This window comes from Ensifer sp. ENS03 (assembly GCF_014852035.1).
Lineage (GTDB): Bacteria > Pseudomonadota > Alphaproteobacteria > Rhizobiales > Rhizobiaceae > Ensifer > Ensifer adhaerens.
Genome location: NZ_JACVAV010000009.1, coordinates 44,519 through 60,379, shown reverse-complemented (window position 1 = coordinate 60,379; position 15,861 = coordinate 44,519). Strand labels below are relative to the sequence as shown.

The following is a 15,861-nucleotide window of genomic DNA, read 5'->3' as shown; positions in this document are numbered from 1 at the left end:
GCACAGGTCGGTTCACAGTTTCGTCGAAACCGTGAAGCCAACGCTTTGAAATCAGGCAGGTTCGCACGAGGCTTCGACCCGTCGGAGGCCTGCCCCAGGAGACAAAAATGGTAGATCATGGCTATGTTCACAAGCTGAAGGCCGGAAAGCCCGGCCAGCCGATTTTCTTCGTGTTCCACGGGACCGGCGGTGACGAGAACCAGTTCTTCACTTTCGCATCCGAGTTGCTGCCCGACGCGACGATCGTTTCGCCACGAGGCGACGTTTCGGAATTTGGCGCCGCACGCTTCTTCAAGCGCACCGGCGAGGGTGTCTACGATATGGCCGACCTTGCTCGCGCCACCGAAAAGATGACGGGCTTCGTCAAGGCGCTGGCTACGGAGCATCAGGCTTCTCAGGTGATCGGCCTTGGTTATTCCAACGGCGCGAACATCCTTTCCAATGTGCTGATCGAAGGTGGTGTTTTCGACAAGGCGGTGCTGATGCATCCCTTGATCCCGTTCCGCCCGAAGGACAGTGCGGGGCTGAAGGGGCGTGGCGTCCTGATCACCGCCGGCGAGCGTGACCCCATCTGCCCGGCACCGCTGACCCAGGCGCTCGCGGACTTTTTCCAGGGGCAGGGCGCGGCAAGCGAGATCGAGTGGCATTCGGCCGGGCACGACATCCGCCAGAATGAAATCGCGGCGATCGCGCGCTTCCTGAAGGATTGATCACTCCAGCCGGCGACGGAAGAGCCAGGAGGCGGCCGAGAGGGTGACGATGGCGATCAGAAACAATGGGATCGTCTGTCGCGCCACCTCGACCGCCGGAATGTCCTTGAGGAACACGCCCTTCACGATCACGAGGAAGTAGCGCAGCGGATTGACATAGGTGATCGGCTGCAGCCAGGAGGGCATGTTCTCGATCGGCGTGGCGAAACCCGAAAGCAGCATCGCCGGCACCATGAACAGGAACGCGCCGAGGATCGCCTGCTGCTGCGTCATCGACAGGGCAGAAATGAACAGGCCGAGGCCGACGACGGAGGCGAGGTAGAACACCGCGCTGCCGTAGAGCAAAAGCAGCGAGCCGCGCAGCGGCACGCCGAAGATGAATACGGCCGCCAGGATGTAAATGGTGATGTGGAAGAGGCCGATCATCATCGGCGGGATCAGCTTGCCGATCAGGATCTCGTGGGTTCGAAGCGGCGAGACCATCAGTTGATCGAAAGTGCCGAGCTCCCGTTCGCGCGCGATCGATAGCGCCGTGACAATAAGACCGATCAACAATGCGATGCTGGCGACGAGGTTCGGAACCATGAACCACTGGTAGGTAAGGTTTGGATTGAACCAGTTGCGGGCAACGACGGTGACCGCCCCCGATGCCATGCGCTTGCCGGCGGGCGTCTCGGCGGCAAGCGTGCCGACGATACGGCCGAGATAACCGGAGACGATCTGCGACGCATTGGAGCGGCGGCCGTCGAGGATGACCTGCACCTCCGCCGGCCGGCCGGCCTCGATATCGCGCGAGAAGGTGGGGCCGATTTCGATCGCCGCAATGACCTGCTGGGTGTCGATCGCCAGGCGCACCTTCTGCTGACTGTCGGTGAAGCGGATGCTTCGGAAGGTTGGCGAGCCGTCGATCCCCTCGATCAGATCCTGGCTCCAGTGGCCGTTGTCGCGGTTCAGCACCAGCACGTCGATATTCGTGACCTCCAGCGTCGCAGCGTAGGAGAACACCAGAAGCTGCAGGATCGGCGGTACGATCAGCACGGTGCGCCCCTTGGGGTCGCGCAGCACCGCCAGCAACTCCTTGACGATCAGGGCCTTCAGTCTCGTCCACCACATGTCAGCCGATCCTCTTGCGGGTACTGCGGGCGGCGAGCGCGAAGAACACGCTGCCGATCAGGAGCATGGCGGCAATGGACTTGCCGAACATCGGCCAGATGTCGCCAGCCAGAAACACCGTCTGCAGGCTCGGGATCAGATAGCGCGCCGGCACGATAAAGGTGATACACTGGATGACCGTCGGCATCGAATTGATCTCGAAGAGAAATCCCGAAAGCAGAAAGGCCGGAAGAAACGCCGAAATCAGCGCGAGCTGCGAGGCGAGGAATTGGTTCTTGGTCGCCGCCGAAATCAACAGGCCCTGACCGAGCGCCGGCATCAGGAAAGTCGCTGACAGCGCGTAGAGCGCTGCGACCGAGCCGCGAAAAGGAACGCCGAAGAGGAAGACGGCAAGGAGGACGCAGAGCGTCATCGAGGTGAGCCCGAGAATAAAATAGGGCAGCAGCTTGCCGGCAAGGAGTTCGGCTGCCGAAACCGGCGTCGCCATCATCGCCTCCATCGTGCCGCGCTCCCATTCACGTGCAACGACGAGCGAGGTGAGCAGCGTCCCGACCAGCGTCATGACGATGGCGATCGAGCCCGGCACCAGGAAGTTCCGGCTGGTCAGCTCCGGGTTGAACCAGAAGCGCTGCTCGGCCGAGATCGCCGGCGGCCGGCCGGCGCTGTCGCTCAACCGCTGGCGCTCCCAATTGGCTACGGTCGCCTGCGCATAGTTCTGGACGAAGTTCGCGGTGTTGGGATCGGAGCCGTCGACGAGCACCTGCAAGGCGGGGTGCCGACCGGCCGAGTAGTCGGCCACGAAGCTCTTGGGGATTACAACGATGCCGCGGACCCGGCCAAGCACTAGGTCTTCCTCGAACTCGCGGCGGTCCCGACCGACCGCCACCGTGAAATAACGCGAGGCCTGAAATCCCGCAGCAAGATCGCGCGTCAGCGGGGCCTCTTCTTCGACGACGAGGCCGATGCGGGTCTGCGTCGTGTCGAGCGAAACACCATAGCCGAAGAGAAACAGGAGGATCATCGGCAGCACGAAGGCGATCAGGATGCTGCTCGGGTCGCGAACGATCTGATAGCTTTCCTTGCGCACCAACGCGGCAAAGCGTCTGGCTCTCGTGGCCCGGCCCTCGGTCGTTGCGGCGCGCGCGCTCATGCGGCCTCCTTCTCCTCCGAGCCTTGAACCAGAGCGATGAAGGCATCCTCCATCGTCGGGTCCGGAAGCTCGGGGCTAGCGACCTGCGCCTTCAATTCGTCCGGTGAGCCGAGCGCGATCGACCGGCCGCGATAAATCAGCGAAATGCGGTCGCAATATTCGGCTTCGTCCATGAAGTGGGTGGTGACGAGTACGGTGACGCCCTTTTCGACAAGGCCGTTGATGTGGGTCCAGAATTCGCGCCGGGTGATGGGGTCGACGCCGGAGGTCGGTTCGTCGAGAAACAGCGCTTCCGGTTCGTGCAATACGGCGCAGGCGAGTGCCAGACGCTGCTTGAGGCCGAGCGGCAGATCTTTCGCCGACATGTCGAGCAGGCGGGCGAAGCCGAAGATTTCCGTCATCAACTGGATGCGTTCGCGTTTGCGCGCGCCGGCAAGACCGTAGACGCCGGCAAAGAAGCTGAGGTTCTGGCCGACGCTCAAATCGCCGTAGAGCGAGAATTTTTGCGCCATGTAGCCCAGCCGGTTGCGTGCTTCCGCTGCGTCTCGCCGTAGATCGAAACCGGCGACGCGGCCTTCGCCGGCTGTGGGCTTCAACAGCCCGCACAGCATCTTGAAGGTCGTGGATTTGCCGGCGCCGTTCGGGCCTAAGAGCCCGAAGATCTGGCCGCGTGGTATGTCGAAGGCGATCGCATCCGCGGCGGTGAAATCGCCGAAGCGTTTCGTCAGTCCGCGCGCTTCGATGACCGGCCGTTCGTCGTCGGTCGGGAAGGGGGTCTGGGTTTCCGCGAGCTTGGAGCGGCCGCCGGGGCCGCCGCCCAACATGTCGATGAACGCATCCTCGAAACGTGGCGTGGTGGTCGCCACGCCCGATGCGGACGAATGTCCGCCCGGGGATGGCGGTTTGGTCCCTGGCTTCATGACCAGGCGGATCGCTTCGCCCTGGATGACCCCGTCGACGACATCGTCGTCGTCGAGATAGCTTGCGAGCTTCTGGCGCCGCCCATGGGTAATGCCGGAAACCTTGAAGACGCGATCGGCAACCCTGGCGGTCAATTCGGCGGGACTGCCCGTGAACAGGAGCTTGCCTTCGTTCAAGAGCAGAACGCTGTCGCAGGCCTCCGCCTCGTCCAGATAGGCCGTAGACCAGACGACGCCGATGCCTTCCTTCGTCAGGTTTTCGACCATCTTCCAGAGATCTCGGCGCGAGATCGGGTCGACGCCGACGCCCGGTTCGTCGAGGAGAAGCAGCCTCGGCTTGCGCAGCAGGGCGCAGGCAAGGCCAAGCTTCTGCTTCATGCCGCCGGAGAGCTTGCCGGCAAGGCGGGTGGTGAAACGCTTGAGGTCGGTAAATTCGAGCAGTTCGTCGAAGGTCGCTGCGCGCTCGCCAAGCGGCAGGCCGCGCAGATCGGCGTAGAGATTGAGGTTTTCCTGAACGGAAAGGTCCTCATAGAGGCCGAAGCGTTGCGGCATGTAGCCGATGGCCGCCTGGATATCGGCAGCATTCGCCACCGTATCGAAACCGAGAACCTCGACCTTGCCTTCGTCCGGCACCATCAGCCCGGTCATCAGACGGATCAGCGTGGTCTTTCCGGCGCCATCCGGGCCGACGAGCCCGGTGATCCGCCCGCCCAAGATTTCGCCAGCGATATGGTCGAGCGCCGGCGGGGCATCGCCGAAGCGCTTGACCACATCCGCGATGCGAACGAACGGCACCTCGTCGCTCATTGCGCGGCTCCAGCCTTTTCCGGCAGATGCACGGTCACGGGCATGCCCTGCCGGAGATCGGGGCCCGGCTTGTCGACCACGATGCGCAGGCGGTAAACGAGATCGGTGCGCAGTTCCGGCGTTTCCACCGACTTGGGCGTGAATTCGGCGACCGGTGAAATGAACCCGACCTTCGCCTTGTAGCGGTGGTCCGGGGCGCTGTCGGACGTGACCTCGACGGCCATGCCGGGATGCACCCGGCCAAGGTCCGGTTCCGCCACATAGGCGCGCACCCAGACGGGTTCGTTCAGCGAGACGACGTAGACGGTGTCGGAAGGCGCGACGATGGCACCAGCCTCGCGCACCCGCGACAGGACCGTGCCGGCGCTCGGCGCGAACAGTTGGGTATCGGCAAGCGAGGTGCGGGCGCTTTCGAGCTTGGCTTCGGCGGCAAGCACCTGCGCCTGGGCGGCTTCAATATCCTCGATCCGGCTTCCCTCTTCGATGAGCGCCAAGGCCTCGCGGGCGGAGGTGGCGCGCGCTGCCGCTGCCGCCCTGTTGGCATTCGCCTCGTCGAGATTGGCCTGGGAGATGGTGCCGTTCGGGCGCAATTGCCGGGCGCGTTCATAAGCGAGATTGGCGTTTTCGAGATCGGCCAGACGTTCCTCATGGGTCGCGCGCGCCTGGGCGATCTCGGTCGGGCGTGCCCCCGCCCTCAGTTTTGCAAGGTTGGCCCTGAGCGCACCGAGATCGGCCTGCGCCGCGGCGACCGCCTGCTCGAACGGGACGGCGTCCAGCGTCGCCAGAACGTCCCCGGGCTTGACCACGTCTCCTTCGTCGACGCCAAGGCTTGCGATGCGGCCGCTGACGCGGAAGCCGAGTGAAACCTGCCGAATGTCGACATTGCCGTAGAGCACCGAGGTCTGCTCCGTGCCGATCCAGCCGAGCCGCTGCGGCACGTCGAACCACCAGGCACTGGCCGCGGCTCCGGCAAGCAATACAAGGGCTACTGCCGGCTTGTTCATGACCGGTCCTCCCGCTTGCTTCCAATGGTCGCGACCAGCTCGGCAGCATGTCGGCGCAAGAGGTCGAGCTCGTCAGGACCGACCGCCTGCCATTTCATCTGCCGAAGCACGGCTGCGTGGGCCATGCGGAAGACCAGGATGCTGCCGACGAAGGACAGGGTTTTCAGCCGCACCTGTTCCGATTGAGGAGGCTCGCCAAGGATGGTGGCAACCAGCCTGGCGGCCATGCCGATCATCGGGCCCATGACGTTGGAATAGACGCGCTCAAAGGCTTCCGTCGGCTCCATCTGTTCGCGGATGATGAAGCGCGCCCAGCTTTCGGACTGGCGGCTCACGAAGAGGGCGACCATGTGCTGCGCCAGCTGGGTGAGCATGTCGCGGGCTTCCTGGGGTTCCAACGGCTGGCCTTGGCTGTCGAGGTGGGCAAGGCGAGCAAGAACCGCGTTTCGAAGGTCTGCGACGTGGTCGATGATGATCGAGGCAAGGTGCTCCGCAGCGGCGATATGGAGGCCTTCCTTGCCGCCGAAGTAATAGGGGATTGCCTGGAGGTTCACGCCTGCCGTTTCGGCGAGCATGCGAGTGGTTGCGCCGTCAAAGCCGTAGCGGCCAAAGACGTCGATGGAACTGGTCAGCAGTTTCTCGCGGGTGACATCTCCGCGGTCCTGCTTGGTCGGACGGGGCGAGGTTTCTTTTTTCATGACATACTGAAATTACATCATTCCATTGAATAAGTCAATCGAATGAATTTACGTGACGGATGACGACATGCCTTGCATCGATGAGGTCGTGTTGCAGAATGCAAGTCGCACAAAGGCGCACACCGGTTTTGCCGTGGCGCTCTATTTTGCGGGCGAGGAACCTCCGGTGAACCTTTTGGCCTAAGCGACGTCGCGCTCTTCGCCCCGTTCGAGGCGGCGCTGAAAGAGGGCGGCGATGAGATCCGATTGGGTGACGACGCCGAGCAGTCGGTTATCCGGATCGACCACGGGCATATGGTGCAGCCCCATGTCGGACATCGGCGGCACGAGTTTGGCGATCATGGTTTCCGGCAGGGCGGATTGCACCTTGCGGGTCATGATGTCGGATACGAGCCGTGGTGTTTTCGGCCCGAAACCGATAACGTTTCCGAGCCGCTGGCGGATGCCGCCCTGCGGTGTGAGCATTGCGTGTTTCATGAAATCGGTTTGCGTGACGATACCGACGAGGCCGTCCTTTTCAGTCACGACCGGTAGCGCCTTGATGTGATGATTGATCAGGGTCTGCCAGGCCTGGCGCAAGGTCGTCTCGGGCGTGGCCGTGGCGACGTCGCGCGACATGATCTCGGCGCAGGTGATTTCGCCGGAGCGGCGGTTGAAGGCGCGGATCTGCGCCTGGTGGATCAACGCGTCGAGCTCTTCGGGACTGACGTCGACCACTTCACCATATTGGGCGAGAACGGCCTGCAGGTCTTCGGGTACGATGCCGAGCCTGTGCGTCGGCGCGGGGTCGCTCGTTCCATGCAGCGTCGGCGCCTGCGCAAGATGCGGGTAGCGGCGACCGGTCACGTTGTTGAACGCCAGCGCGATCAAGAGGATGACGACCGAATTGATGGCGACCGGAGACAGGACGAACCAGTAGCCCGCCTCGTGGATCGCCGGGCCACCGAGCACGGCGGTCAGCGCAACCGCCCCGCTCGGCGGATGAAGGCAGCCGAGCAGCAGCATGATCGCGATGGCGAGCCCGACGGCGACTGCGGCTGCGACGACCGGATCCGGGATCAGCAACGCCGCGGTCACGCCGATCAGCGAAGAGATGGTGTTGCCGCCGACGATCGACCAGGGCTGGGCGAGCGGGCTGGCCGGGGCGGCAAAGAGAAGGACGGCCGAGGCGCCCATTGGCGCGATCAGCAGCGGCAGGCTGGCGCCCGCCCCGAGGGCATAGCTGCTGATCAAGCCGGTAAGCAGGATGCCAAGAAGAGCGCCCAAAGACGCACGCAGGCGTTCCAGATGGCTGATCGGAACGAGCGATGGGATGAAACGCTTGATGTACGCGCGGGCCTTCGACATGGAGCCTCTCGGGAGGGGAGGTACGGACTTGGGCACGCCATTAGCACATGGCGCAGCATTGGGCATGAAATCCGCATCCAAAAACCGGCGTTGGATTGAAATATATGCATCGCGCCTAAAAAATGTGCGATGCACACGCGGGCGCGTGCTGTCCCTGTCGTCGGGCTCGTCAGCCCGACAGGGCGGCGGAAAAATCGATCGAGAACCGGGTGCCACGGCCAGGCGTCGTATCGACCGCGACGGTTGCCTGGTGCAATTCGCTGATACGCCGCACGATCTTCAGGCCGAGGCCGAGCTGCCCGGAGCTTTTTACATAGCCGAGGTCTTCGTTGTGCTCCGGAAGGTCTATCAGCCCCTTGCCGTCATCCTCGACAGAGACGACCGGGCCGGGGCCACAGGTCAGGACGATCCGGGTTCCCGGCGGGTTGTGCTTGACGGCGTTCTCGATGAGGTTGCGCAGCATGTTTTCGACGAGCGCCGGAATGGCGGTTATCTGTGGCGTGCCTTCGTCTACGAATTCGAGGGACTTGTCGTGGTCGAAGACGAAAGGTGCAATCGCCTCCGCAACGGCGGCGCCGATCTGAGACAGGCTGGTGCGCTGGTAGGCGGAGGGATCGACGGCATCGGCGCGCGCGAGCGAGGTCAACTGCTCCAGAATATGGGTGAGTGCGTCCAGGTCGCGCTCCGCATTGCGCGCCCGCGGGTCGTCGATGCGGCTCAGTTCCATCTTGGCGATCGACACCGGTGTGCGGATTTCATGGGCGATCGACGACGAGAACAGCTTTTGCGACTGGATGAGATCGGCAACCCGGGTCAGCATCCGATTGACTGCGGTGACGAGACGGGCGATTTCCTGCGGCATCCGCGTCAACGGCAGGCGCGCATTGCTGTCGCGCGGGTCGAGGGCGTCGGCGGCCTGCGCGGCCATGGCGACCGGCCGCAAGGCGCTGCGCACCGACCAGATCGTCGCGCCGATCACGAGACAGAACATTAGCGTCATCGGCACGATCATCGAATCGAACATCTCGTGCAGCAAGGCGCCGTACATGAAGCCGTTCGGATCGTTGAGGATCGCGAGTTCGACCAGGACGACCAGGCCGCCCCGTTCGAAAGTCTGGCCGCCGGCAACGCTGAAAGGTTTGCCCGGCGCGATCAGGCGTTTCCAGAATTGCGGCGCGTCGACGTTGAGCGGCAGGAAGTGCTGGGCACATTCGGCCGTGCAGTTCGAATGGATCATCTCGCCGGACGCAGTGCGGATACGCAGGAAAATCGCGCCGTTGTCGTCGGACCGGTCGAGATAGCGTTCGCGCACGTCGCGATTGGGCTCGTAACGCGCCACGCCGTCGCGCACCTGGACATACTCGATCAGGTTTTCGGTTTCCTGCTGCAGCATGAGCACGCTCAGCTTGTCGTCGTCGAACCAGTAGTCGGCGAAGACGACGCCGATCTGGATCGCCATGGCCAACAGCGAGAAGGCGATGATGCGGCGGGCTACGATACCGATCAGGGAAGGGTTTCGGCTCCTCATGGAGCTTGCCTGAGGAGGTAGCCGATGCCGCGCACCGTCTCGATCTGAACGCCGCTATCGAGCGGCTGCAGGCGTTTGCGCACCCTTGAAACAGCCAGTTCCAGGGCATTGGGCGTGACTTCCTGGCCATATTCCGAAAGGGCCGTTTCGAGCTTCCGCTTCGGCACGACGCGACCGACCTCGCGCATCAGGATCTCGATCAACGACCGCTCGCGCGGCGGCAAAGGCACCACCGTGCCGTCGCAGGTGAGGTCGGCGGTTGCCGGGTCGTAGCGCAATGTCCCAGCTTCCAGTACCGGCTGTACGGCCTGGGGATTGCGCCGCAGCATCGCGCGACAGCGCGACAGCAGCTCGCGATGGTGGAACGGTTTTACGAGATAGTCGTCGGCCCCGGCGTCGAGCCCGGCGATGCGCTCGTCGACAGAGCCCTTGGCCGTGATGATCAGCACCGGCAGCCCGGGATACTCCAGGCGGACGCGGCGAAGCAGCGACAGGCCGTCGCCATCGGGCAGCCCGAGGTCAAGCAGCACCAGGTCATGCTCGCGCGCCGCGATCGCCGTTTCGGCATCGGCCACGCTTGAAACCGCATCGAGGCGCCAGCCCGCATCCCGCATGGTTTCACCGACCAGTTCAACCAGTCGCGGACTGTCTTCGACCAGGAGCAGGCGCATTGATTCGTCTCGATATTACAGGGCCACCGCCGACCATATGGGCTTTCGCCGGGACTGCCAACTGCCTGCGCGACACCTACCAGCGCGCGTATCGGCGCAACAATGAGCAATCTTGACGGGGTTTGGACAGCTTGTCCGTCGTATCTCAACGGCTGAGGGGGAGGCTGCAACCTAGCAGGTGGCCGCCACGCGGCCTCCATCTCGATTGAATGCCCGTGCCTGCAACGCCCTTCCCAGGCGCTCTTGCAGTCACCGCAGGAGACTACAGTTTTGAGATTTTCAGGTATTCGCCGCCCCGAAATCGGCAGTATTGCGCTCAGCGCTCTTGTCAGTGCCTATCTGCTCCTTGCCACCAACAAATCCTTCTGGACACACACGGTCGCCTATTTCGACGATTCCCTCACGGCGCGTCTGTCTTTCAGCGCGGCTCTGTGTCTGCTGACCTTCGCAGGCCTGACGCTGGCCTCCGTCAAATATGTGATGAAGCCGGTGATGATCTTCCTGATCATGGTATCGGCCGCCGCCTCCTACTTCATCGATACTTTCGGCGTCATCATCGACAAGGACATGATCGGCAACGCGGCGGTGACGACGCAGGCCGAAGCCAGCCACCTCCTGACCGGCAGTCTGGCGACGCATCTGCTGCTTTACGGGGTACTTCCGTCGCTGCTGGTGATCTGGTTCAAGCTCCGCTACCGGCCCTTCCTGTCGAATGCTGCGGTCAACCTGGCGGTGATCATTCCCTGCCTCCTCGTCAGCGGGGGTCTGGTCTACGCGAACTTTGCAAACGTCGCCTACGTGATCCGCGAACACAAGGACCTGATGAAGCGGTTCAACCCGACGGGGCCGGTTTCGGCTGCCGTGCGATATGCATCCTCGACCTATAAGCAGCGCAACATCGTCGTGCAGCCACTCGCAACCGATGCCCGACAGGGTGCGCGGATTGCCGCTGCCGGCAAGCCCGTCGTTGTCGTCGTCGTTGCCGGCGAAACCGCGCGCGCGATGAACTTCTCGCTGAACGGCTATGGGCGCGAGACCAATCCGGAACTCAAGGCTCTGGGCGTCGTCAACTACACCGACACCACGAGCTGCGGCACGGCGACGGCAACGTCGCTCCCCTGCATGTTCTCCGTCTACCCGCGTGATGAGTACAGCGACTGGAAGGCGCGCTCGACGGAAAACCTCATGAACGTGCTGACGCGCGCCGGTGTTTCGACCACCTGGTGGGACAACAACACCGGCAGCAAGGGCATTGCCGATCTCATCAACTTCGCCAGCATGACCGACCAGAAGAACAGCCCGCTCTGCAAGAATGGGGAATGCCTGGACGAGATCTTCCTCGGCGAGCTCGACAAGAAGCTCTCGGCGACCAAGAAGAACAGCGTGATCGTACTCCACCAACTCGGCAGCCACGGACCGTCCTATTACCTGCGCTATCCCGAGAAGTTCCGGCGTTTCACGCCCGATTGCCGCACGCCCGAACTGATGAAGTGTTCGGTTGAAGAAATCACGAACGCCTATGACAACACGATCCTCTACACCGACTACGTGGTGGCGAGTGTCGCCCGGTTGCTGGAAAAGCATCAGGACCAGATCGCCGGCGCGATGATCTATATGTCCGATCACGGCGAGTCGCTCGGCGAGAACGGCATCTATCTGCACGGCGCGCCCTATGCCATCGCCCCGCGCGAACAGACGCAGGTGCCGTTTATCGCGTGGTTCTCGAAGCCCTACCAGGCGGCAATGGGTGTCGATACGGCGTGCCTCGCCAAGGATACGGCGCAGCCGAAATCCCACGACAACCTGTTTCATACCGTGCTCGGCATGATGAATGTCGAGACCAAGGTCTACAAGCCGGGCCTTGATGCCTTTGCGAGTTGCACGAAGAAGCCGGGCGGCGGGTCGGCGTTCCAGGCCGCGGATACGACCAACGACTTGCCGGCAAGCCCCGTGCGTTCCTCAGGGTTTCCAGGCGCCCTTTAACGGCCCGTAAATTTGTCCACGGTCGGAACAAAACCCGGCCTCGACGCTTCCTTGAACACACACCCCGATTTCGTTCCCGCCACGGCAGAGACCGCCAACGCGGCCTCGGCCCTTCGGGACAGCCCAAGGAAGGAGAGGTTCGATGCGCATCGTCGGCCTGCAGGTCACAGCCGAAAGAGCCGGTCGCTCAGGGTTCACCGTCGAATTCATAGGCGACGGCGATGAGGTGGTGACAGTGATGTGTCCCCAGGACAAGTCCGGATCCCTCAACCGGCTGAACGCGATCGCGAAGGCAAAGGAAATTCTGCATGCGGCCATTGCGGCCGACGAAACGGTCGCGGCCGCCGGCGACCAGGCAGGGGTGCGTCGCGGCACCCTGCCGAACGCGCGCCGGGCGCATGATCGCGATGCGATGGAAGAGCAACTCGACGAAGGGCTCGAGGATACTTTTCCGGCAAGCGACCCGGTGTCGATCGCCAGCTCGACCATCGCCAAGGGCCATTCCCGACGCTGACATCAGGACGGCACAATAGTGGCTCCCGAGTGCGGGCATTTTGCCCGTCGCTCCTTACACGGCGGCCCTCGTTCTTAATTGTCGCACGGGTCCGCGTCGCGGCCGCGGCATCTTGCATCCTTTCCGCAAAAGGCATGTTATAGCGCCTTGATCTGGCGATATTTTCGGCCTCGAACCGGCCGGCGCCCGCTATCGGAATTTGGAGAGTGAATGCATGGCCGTCCGGCATCTGACGTTCGCCGTCGGCGATATTCACGGCTGCCTCGACCAGCTGCGCGCGCTGCTGGATGAAATCGAAGACTATGCGCCAACGGGGCGGGTGATCTTTCTCGGCGACCTGATCGACCGGGGGCCGAACAGCCGCGCCGTCATTGAACTGATCATGGCTGGTCCGACGAAGCCCGGCTGGACCTGGCTGACCCTCAAGGGCAACCACGAGGAAATGCTTTGGGGTGCCAGCAGTGGTGAAAGCGATGTCGACTGGTGGCTGGTCAACGGTGGCCGCGAGACGCTGATCTCCTATGACGGCACGGTTCCCGGGCGGCACCTGAAATGGATCAAGGAGCTGCCGACGATCCTGGTCGAGCGCTTTCGCATTTTCGTTCATGCGGGCGTCGACGACACGCGGCCGCTGGAACAGCAGGACGACGGGGTTTTCCTCTGGATCCGGCCGCCCGACGACTATTCCGGCGAGTACTGGGGCCGGCACCTTTGTCATGGCCACACGCCGAGCACGGCCAATCCGCGCACGGTCGGAAACCGCACCAATGTCGATTCCGGCGCGGTGTTCAGCGGCATCCTCTCCTGCGCCATCTTCGACGACGATCAGGCGGGTGGGCCGATCGACTTCCTGACGGCGAGCAAGGCTGCCTGGCGCGTCGAGTGAGCGTTAGCATCGGCGGCGTAAATGGCATTGTGCGGGCGGCTCTCCGGTAGTAGGTGTGGCTTCTCCGCTGGGCGAAGCCTTTGCCGCCCGTCTCATCATCTCAGGGGATTGCCTTGGACGCCGCGCCTTCATCCGTTTTCACGAAGAATTTTGCTGCCCTCCTGTTCGATATGGATGGCACGTTGCTGAACTCCATGGCCGTGGTCGAGCGTGTCTGGGGCGCATGGGCGGAGCGCAATGGTCTCGACCCAGTCGAGTTTACCAAAACCGTACATGGCGTGCGCGCCGTCGATACGATCCGCAATCTCGAGCTGCCGGACATTGATCCGGAGAAGGAAGCCTACGACCTGGCGCTGGCCGAGATCGCCGACGTTGAAGGTATTGTCGAGATCCCCGGTGCGGTTGATTTCCTGAATTCTCTGCCGCCGGAAAGGTGGGCGATCGTGACGTCCGCGCCGCTGGATCTCGCCGTGCGCCGTCTCGCGGCCGCCGGCATTCCGACGCCCCAACTGATGATCACCGGTGAGGATGTTTCCATCGGCAAGCCCGATCCACAGGGCTACCGGATGGCGGCCGAGCGGCTGGGCGTGCGTGCGGAGGATTGCCTGGTGTTCGAGGACGCACCGGCCGGAATTCTGGCCGGGCTCGCAGCCGGGGCCGATGTCGTCGTCGTCACCGGTGCGCATGCGGCCGCCGAGGGAACGCCGCACATGACGCTTGCCCGCTACCACGACATCGCGGTGGAGCGCGCAACAGACGGCACGGTATCACTGCGCCGGACCGCTTGAAAACCCGTCGATGAGAACGGGAGGCCGAGTGCGGACCTCCCGTCATTCGCGTCGCTGGTTTAGGCGTTGAGCCAGCATTTCGTCAGCGCGTGCCCGCCCATCAGTTCGCCGTTCGGATCATCGATCCAACCGCCGACCTTGTCGTTGGTCGCGTCGATATAGTTGTTGAACATCGGTACGATGACGCCGCCTTCGTCGCGCAGCATCATCGCCGCCTGATGATAGAGTGCCTTGCGCTTGGCGTTGTCGAGTTCACCACGCGCCGCAAAGATCAGCTTGTCGAAGTCCTCCCGGAGGAAGCGGGTATCGTTCCACTCGGCCTTGGAGAGATAGGCGATCGAATAGACCTGGTCCTGCGTCGGCCGCCCTGTCCAATAGGACATGCTGAAGGGCTGCTTGTTCCAGACGTCCGACCAGTAGCCGTCGCCCGGTTCGCGCTTCAGGTCGATGGTGATCCCGCATTTGGCGGCGCTCATCTGGAAGAGTTGCGCCGCATCGACAGCGCCGGGAAAGGCGACATCGGAGGTCCGAAGCAGAACCGAGCCGCTGTGCCCGGATTTCTTGTAGTGGAACTTCGCCTTGTCCGGATCGAAGACGCGCTGCTCGATATCGTTGTCGAACAGCGGATAGCCCTTGATCATCGGCGTGTCGTTGCCGACGGTGCCATAGCCGGCGAGCACCTTTGCCACCATCTCCTCGCGGTCGACGGCATATTTCAGCGCCAGGCGCAGGTCGTTGTTGTCGAAGGGCGCAGTGTTGCAATGGGCGATGAAGACATAGTGACCCTTGCCCGGCACATTCCGTATGACGACGCCGGGAAGGCGACTGATCAGGGCGACCACCTTGGGCTCGATGCGGTTGATCATGTGGATCTGGCCGCTCTGGAGGGCCGCGGTCCGAGCGGTCGAGTCATTGATGACAGCGATTTCGATCTGATCGGCATGGCCGCGCTCGGCCGAGCCCCAATAACCTTCGTGCCGCTCTGCGATATGTTTGACGCCCGGCTCGTTGGACACGACCTTGTAGGGGCCGGTGCCGATGCCCGCCGTCGGGTCGTCCTTGCCGCCGTTCGGCTGGATCATCAGGTGGTAATCGCTGACGATATAGGGCAGGTCGGCATTGGGCGCGCGCAGCGTGATGACCACGCTGTCGCCATCGACTTTGATCGTCTCGAAGTCCTGAACGAAGGGCAGGGCCGCAGACTTGGAGTCCGCGTCGCCATGACGCTCGAACGTCGCCACCACGTCGGCCGGGGTCAGCTCCTTGCCGTTGTGGAAGGTCACGTCCTTGCGGATGTTGAAGCGCCAGGTCTTGGCGTCCGGCGTCGCCTCGTAGGCTTCCGCAAGCCGGTACTCGATCTCGCCCGTCGGCGAGACTTCGACGAGCTGTTCGCCCCAGCAGCGCCCGAGCGTGTAGGGGACCTGACTTGCCCAGGTTGCCGGGTCCAGGCTGTTCGTCGATTCCCCGCCGACGAGGCCCGCCTTGAGTGTTCCACCCTTGACCGGCCCTGCGGCGCGGGCCGCTTGGCCAAGCAGCAGGTTCGCCGAGGCGGCGGTTATCCCGAGTGCCGCGGCGCGTCCGAGAAACTCCCGTCGCGACAGCCGGCCCGCGGCAACCTGCTTGCTCATGAATTCCAGTTCAATTGGCATGTCTTACTCCCTCTCTTGCAAGACCCACCCGGTGTAACCGGTATCGTTGCAGATATTGGAGGCAGATGCCGCGCCTGGTGTGTTGCCGCGCGA

The 15,861-nt window shown here is 63.1% G+C and carries 14 protein-coding genes; 5 read left to right on the top strand and 9 right to left on the bottom strand.

The annotated features are described in order from the left end of the window. The first annotated feature begins 107 nt into the window (after positions 1 to 107). Positions 108 to 710, top strand: coding sequence for an alpha/beta hydrolase (locus IB263_RS25875; protein WP_192439243.1), 603 nt, complete (start codon positions 108 to 110; stop codon positions 708 to 710). Here IB263_RS25875 and IB263_RS25870 read toward each other — a convergent pair whose 3' ends face one another. The 8 genes from IB263_RS25870 to IB263_RS25835 form a co-directional block, all read right to left on the bottom strand. Next, positions 711 to 1,823, bottom strand: a complete 1,113-nt coding sequence (locus IB263_RS25870; protein ID WP_192439242.1) for an ABC transporter permease — start codon at positions 1,821 to 1,823, stop codon at positions 711 to 713. A gap of 1 nt (position 1,824) precedes the next feature. Next, complete coding sequence (locus IB263_RS25865; protein ID WP_060518183.1) at positions 1,825 to 2,973, bottom strand: ABC transporter permease; 1,149 nt, start codon at positions 2,971 to 2,973, stop codon at positions 1,825 to 1,827. Further along, positions 2,970 to 4,700 carry an ATP-binding cassette domain-containing protein gene (locus IB263_RS25860; protein ID WP_089043787.1) on the bottom strand — a complete coding sequence of 577 codons (1,731 nt, stop codon included), beginning with the start codon at positions 4,698 to 4,700 and terminating at the stop codon, positions 2,970 to 2,972. The genes IB263_RS25865 and IB263_RS25860 overlap by 4 nt, the downstream gene beginning before the upstream one ends. After that, positions 4,697 to 5,704, bottom strand: coding sequence for a secretion protein HlyD (hlyD, locus tag IB263_RS25855; RefSeq protein ID WP_192439241.1), 1,008 nt, complete (start codon positions 5,702 to 5,704; stop codon positions 4,697 to 4,699). The genes IB263_RS25860 and hlyD overlap by 4 nt, the downstream gene beginning before the upstream one ends. After that, positions 5,701 to 6,402 carry a CerR family C-terminal domain-containing protein gene (locus IB263_RS25850; protein WP_060530327.1) on the bottom strand — a complete coding sequence of 234 codons (702 nt, stop codon included), beginning with the start codon at positions 6,400 to 6,402 and terminating at the stop codon, positions 5,701 to 5,703. The genes hlyD and IB263_RS25850 overlap by 4 nt, the downstream gene beginning before the upstream one ends. 180 nt (positions 6,403 to 6,582) lie before the next feature. Continuing rightward, on the bottom strand, positions 6,583 to 7,749 hold the full coding sequence (locus IB263_RS25845; protein WP_060601381.1) for an HPP family protein: 1,167 nt from the start codon (positions 7,747 to 7,749) through the stop codon (positions 6,583 to 6,585). Positions 7,750 to 7,918: 169 nt separating this feature from the next. Beyond that, positions 7,919 to 9,277 (bottom strand): HAMP domain-containing sensor histidine kinase, encoded by a 1,359-nt coding sequence (locus IB263_RS25840; RefSeq protein WP_060601380.1) that lies wholly within the window; start codon positions 9,275 to 9,277, stop codon positions 7,919 to 7,921. Next, complete coding sequence (locus IB263_RS25835) at positions 9,274 to 9,948, bottom strand: response regulator transcription factor (RefSeq protein WP_034799630.1); 675 nt, start codon at positions 9,946 to 9,948, stop codon at positions 9,274 to 9,276. The genes IB263_RS25840 and IB263_RS25835 overlap by 4 nt, the downstream gene beginning before the upstream one ends. A gap of 270 nt (positions 9,949 to 10,218) precedes the next feature. Between IB263_RS25835 and IB263_RS25830 the strand changes: the two genes are divergently transcribed. The 4 genes from IB263_RS25830 (at position 10,219) to IB263_RS25815 (ending at position 14,119) form a co-directional block, all read left to right on the top strand. Next, complete coding sequence (locus IB263_RS25830; RefSeq protein WP_060601378.1) at positions 10,219 to 11,931, top strand: phosphoethanolamine transferase; 1,713 nt, start codon at positions 10,219 to 10,221, stop codon at positions 11,929 to 11,931. A 142-nt stretch (positions 11,932 to 12,073) separates the two neighbouring features. Then, the gene (locus IB263_RS25825; RefSeq protein ID WP_060601375.1) at positions 12,074 to 12,445 is read left to right on the top strand and encodes a hypothetical protein; all 372 of its coding nucleotides are present in this window, start codon (positions 12,074 to 12,076) and stop codon (positions 12,443 to 12,445) included. Between the two features lie 214 nt (positions 12,446 to 12,659). Beyond that, positions 12,660 to 13,331 carry a metallophosphoesterase family protein gene (locus IB263_RS25820; RefSeq protein ID WP_110818870.1) on the top strand — a complete coding sequence of 224 codons (672 nt, stop codon included), beginning with the start codon at positions 12,660 to 12,662 and terminating at the stop codon, positions 13,329 to 13,331. A gap of 113 nt (positions 13,332 to 13,444) precedes the next feature. Beyond that, on the top strand, positions 13,445 to 14,119 hold the full coding sequence (locus tag IB263_RS25815; RefSeq protein WP_083523538.1) for an HAD family hydrolase: 675 nt from the start codon (positions 13,445 to 13,447) through the stop codon (positions 14,117 to 14,119). Between the two features lie 59 nt (positions 14,120 to 14,178). On the opposite strand, the gene IB263_RS25810 is transcribed toward IB263_RS25815, so the two are convergent. Beyond that, positions 14,179 to 15,768, bottom strand: coding sequence for an ABC transporter substrate-binding protein (locus IB263_RS25810; RefSeq protein ID WP_110818869.1), 1,590 nt, complete (start codon positions 15,766 to 15,768; stop codon positions 14,179 to 14,181). Positions 15,769 to 15,861 lie beyond the last annotated feature (93 nt).

Excerpts from the sequence above, each read along its gene's own strand:
- IB263_RS25875 (WP_192439243.1), top strand. The coding sequence starts at position 108 with ATGGTAGATCATGGCTATGTTCACAAGCTGAAGGCCGGAAAGCCCGGC.
- IB263_RS25870 (WP_192439242.1), bottom strand. The coding sequence starts at position 1,823 with ATGTGGTGGACGAGACTGAAGGCCCTGATCGTCAAGGAGTTGCTGGCG.
- IB263_RS25865 (WP_060518183.1), bottom strand. The coding sequence starts at position 2,973 with ATGAGCGCGCGCGCCGCAACGACCGAGGGCCGGGCCACGAGAGCCAGA.
- IB263_RS25860 (WP_089043787.1), bottom strand. The coding sequence starts at position 4,700 with ATGAGCGACGAGGTGCCGTTCGTTCGCATCGCGGATGTGGTCAAGCGC.
- hlyD (WP_192439241.1), bottom strand. The coding sequence starts at position 5,704 with ATGAACAAGCCGGCAGTAGCCCTTGTATTGCTTGCCGGAGCCGCGGCC.
- IB263_RS25850 (WP_060530327.1), bottom strand. The coding sequence starts at position 6,402 with ATGAAAAAAGAAACCTCGCCCCGTCCGACCAAGCAGGACCGCGGAGAT.
- IB263_RS25845 (WP_060601381.1), bottom strand. The coding sequence starts at position 7,749 with ATGTCGAAGGCCCGCGCGTACATCAAGCGTTTCATCCCATCGCTCGTT.
- IB263_RS25840 (WP_060601380.1), bottom strand. The coding sequence starts at position 9,277 with ATGAGGAGCCGAAACCCTTCCCTGATCGGTATCGTAGCCCGCCGCATC.
- IB263_RS25835 (WP_034799630.1), bottom strand. The coding sequence starts at position 9,948 with ATGCGCCTGCTCCTGGTCGAAGACAGTCCGCGACTGGTTGAACTGGTC.
- IB263_RS25825 (WP_060601375.1), top strand. The coding sequence starts at position 12,074 with ATGCGCATCGTCGGCCTGCAGGTCACAGCCGAAAGAGCCGGTCGCTCA.
- IB263_RS25820 (WP_110818870.1), top strand. The coding sequence starts at position 12,660 with ATGGCCGTCCGGCATCTGACGTTCGCCGTCGGCGATATTCACGGCTGC.
- IB263_RS25810 (WP_110818869.1), bottom strand. The coding sequence starts at position 15,768 with ATGCCAATTGAACTGGAATTCATGAGCAAGCAGGTTGCCGCGGGCCGG.